Here is a 3,390-nt window from a genome sequence, read left to right on the forward strand (position 1 = left end):
ATATCCTCCTTTTCCGCAACGCTCTTGAGATCGGCGGCCAGCGCGGCCGCCAGGTCGTCGACCGCTTTCTTGGTCTCGGCCCGCGCCTTTTCGGCTCCTTCGCGAGCCGTTGCGCTCGTGGAAAACTTTTCGTAAGCCGCGTTGAGCTCGACGATCGACGCGTTGCTGGTTGTTTCCAGCGGCGGGATCTCGCTGGCGAGCCGCTGCATTTCCCCGTTCCACTCGGCGATGTTCCGCGTGACTGCCGCCGTGTCGAGGTTCAACTCCGCGACGGCCGGCATCTGGCTGGATCGCTGGTAGGCACGCGTGAGCGACAACTCGCGCAAAAATGCCTTCGCGTCGAACTTCATCCGCACCAGCTCGTCGGTCAGCAGGGCCAACAACTGCGAGTGCACCGCCGGATTGCTGCTGTGCTCCAGATCCAGCGGATGCACCAGTCCGCGACCCATCATCTGGGCCCATAGCCGATTTGCCAAATTGCGATTGAACGCGGCGCTCGTGCCCGAGGTGGCGCCGGCGGCCAACTGCGCGCGGCGGCTATACTTGGGCACGCCGCGCACTTCTTTGGCCGGCGCGACGACGTATTGCTCGTCTTTGCCCAGCAGCGGCTCGCTCACGCTCTGGCCTTGCGGCAGTTTCGGCGCCACATGGTCGCGGGCGTCGCCGGTGAATACCGATTTGTAATTCACTTCTCCGTCGGCGTTCTCGGCATAGTACACCTTCTTGTCCGGGGTGCTGTTGAACAACATGCCGCGACTGACGAAGGCCATCAACCCGTAGTAGTCGGATTGCAGGTAATCGTCGACCAGCGGATGGTCGTGACACTGCGCGCATTGCATGTCGCGTCCGAAGAACAATCGCCCCACGTCGCGGGTTAGCAGGTTCGAGTCGCCTTCGCGATCGAGATAGAACTTGGCCGCCGGACGCAATTGCGGATCGACGCCGTCGGCGGCCAGGATCTCGCGGACCAGTTGATCGAGCGGTTTGTTGTCGGCAAAACTCTTGCGCAGGTATTCCTGCCACTCGGCCGCCGAAACGTTCCACTCGGCCGCGGGCAGGCCCTTCTGCGGGCGTCGCTCCATCAGCATCACGTCGAACACGCGCTGCATGTGCCGGGCATACTGCGGCCGGCTCAAGAGGCGATCGGCCAGCGCCTGGCGTTTTCCGGGGGCCGCGTCGTCGAGAAACGCGCGGGCCGTGGCCGCGTCGGGAATGGTGCCGTTCAAATCCAGGTAGACGCGCCGTAAAAAGTCGGCGTCTGACGAGATTGCCGCCACCGGCCCGGCGGGCGCCGCTTCAACGAGCGCATCGATCCGCTCGTGCAGGGGGACTTCGTCGGCCCGGGCGGTTGCGGCCGAAAACAATGCGCCCGAGGCGCAGAATGCGACCGCGGCGAGACGCGCCGGTCCGTGGAAAAATCTGGCAGATCGAGGCATGGGCACGCGCGACTCCTGGCGATGCGCTCGAAACCGTCGAAAAACTTCGCACTGGGCGGCACGCACTCGAGGACGAAATCCTGTCGGGCCGCAACTTCATTCAGGCAGGACTCAGTAATCTGGCAGGACACGCTGGAAACGGCGCTTGACCGCAAGCGCGGTTTCGAATTTCAGGCAGGCGAGCGGGTGTTTGTGAACACGCGTGTGGGGTGTGTGGAGACTTTGGTGGCGATCAGCTCGCTAATCGCATCAATGCTCGCCAATATGATAGACCCGGCCGATCCGCGCGCCAAGTATCCAGCAAGGGTTGCGGATGCGGCTGGCCGATCGGCGGCAATCCGTGCGGACTAGGTCACGACTTCCTCTTTCTTGAGCGGCGGGGGGTTGGCGGCACTGTGTTCCCGCATCCAGCGCTGCAGGTTGTCGACATCACGATTCACGGTGCGCGAGCCGGCGAACAGGCTGCCCGCCAGAAACAACGACACGACCGGCAGCGCGTAAAGCGCCGTATTCAATCCGTAGGCGCGATACTGCAATTTGCCGGCGGCATCGAGCGTGGTCAGGTCGACGCCAGCCGTCGCGGCGGCTTGGCTGGCGAAATAGTCGCTGGTCTTGCCAATCACGGTTGGGCCCAAGGCGCCGCCAAATACGTACATCGCGGCAAAGTAGAGCGCCATGGCCGTGGCGCGCAGCGATGGTTCGATCACGTCCTGAATCGTGGAGTACACCGTGGCGTAGTAGACGTACATCATCATGCAGCCCAGGCCGAACAAGATGCTGAACAGCACCCACTGGCCGGCCGGTTGAGCCAGCGCGAAATACATCAGCGGCACGGCAAAGGCAATGGCCCAGGCTGCCAGCAGCATTCGGCCGTTGCGGCGGCGGCGCAGGATGGCGTCGCCCATCAGCCCCCCCAGCATCATCCCAGGCACGCCGGCCAGTCCGTAGACGGCCATCGTCACCCAACCAGCCGATTGCGGATCGAGACCATGCACGCGGATGACAAGCGGGGCGAGAAATCCGCCGATGGCATACATATTAAAGTTGTGCAGCGCGCCAGAGACGATGATCCAGCGCATGGTGGGAATCGAAAACACCAGGGCATAGGGCGAACCGGCTCGCTTGGCAGCGCCGATGTTGTGCAGCTCGGTGCCGCCACGTTTCGGCTCGTGAATCATAAAGGCGCCCAGCGCGCACAACAGTCCGGGAATCAAGGCGATGTAAAAGGCATATTGCCAGCCGTAGTGTTTCGTGAGGATTCCGCTGATCAACAGCGCGCCGGCATTGCCCAGCGGCAGGCCGAGCATGAAGATCGACATGGCACGCGCGCGGGTCGCGGCCGGAAACAGATCGCCGATCAACGAGTTGGAAGCCGGCGCGCAGGCGGCTTCGCCGACTCCAACGCTCAGACGCAGGGCAACCATCTGGACAAAGTTTTGAGCCATGCCCGACATCGCGGTCAATATGCTCCAGATCGTAACGCCGATGGTGAGAATGTGGGAGCGGTTGCCACGATCGGACCAGCGGCCCAGCGGCACGCCGACCGCGGCGTAGACCAGGACGAAGGCGGTGCCCAGGTAACCGAGCTGGGAGTCGGATAAACCCCAATCCAATGCGATCGATTCACCGACGGCGCCGATGATCAGCCGGTCGTAGAAATTCAGGAAGTTGATGGCGAACAGCACGCCCAGCGCAAACCAAATCTTGCCCTTTGTCATGCACTCGCCCTTTGTGCCGAGAGTAGTGGGAACCCTTCCAGAAGCTTGAAGGCCTTGATTGTTGGCTGTGTCAAATCAAATCGCAAGTCTTTTAGTGACAATCTTCTCGTGCAAGTCCGACCTCCCTCCTGAGCGGCTTCAGTCACGGGCTTGGCCTTCTGGCCGCCTCGCTTTGTCGCCACTCGCGAGGCGTTGGGGCGATTGGCCAAGCGTGTGGGGTGGGGAGCGATTCTGGG

Annotated in this window: 3 protein-coding genes; 1 reads left to right on the top strand and 2 read right to left on the bottom strand. The window is 62.6% G+C overall.

What is annotated here, in order from left to right; all coding sequences use genetic code 11:
- Positions 1-1,436: DUF1549 domain-containing protein (locus SGJ19_17580; protein MDZ4782062.1), on the bottom strand; the 1,436-nt coding region annotated here is incomplete at its 3' end.
- 21 nt (positions 1,437-1,457) lie between these two features.
- Here SGJ19_17580 and SGJ19_17585 point away from each other — a divergent pair.
- Complete coding sequence (locus tag SGJ19_17585; GenBank protein MDZ4782063.1) at positions 1,458-1,787, top strand: hypothetical protein; 330 nt, start codon at positions 1,458-1,460, stop codon at positions 1,785-1,787.
- Here SGJ19_17585 and SGJ19_17590 read toward each other — a convergent pair.
- Entirely contained in the window at positions 1,784-3,154 is a 1,371-nt protein-coding gene (locus SGJ19_17590; protein ID MDZ4782064.1) for an MFS transporter, read from the bottom strand. The genes SGJ19_17585 and SGJ19_17590 overlap by 4 nt on opposite strands.
- Positions 3,155-3,390 lie beyond the last annotated feature (236 nt).

It is taken from the genome of Planctomycetia bacterium (genome assembly GCA_034440135.1).
Classification (GTDB): domain Bacteria; phylum Planctomycetota; class Planctomycetia; order Pirellulales; family JALHLM01; genus JALHLM01.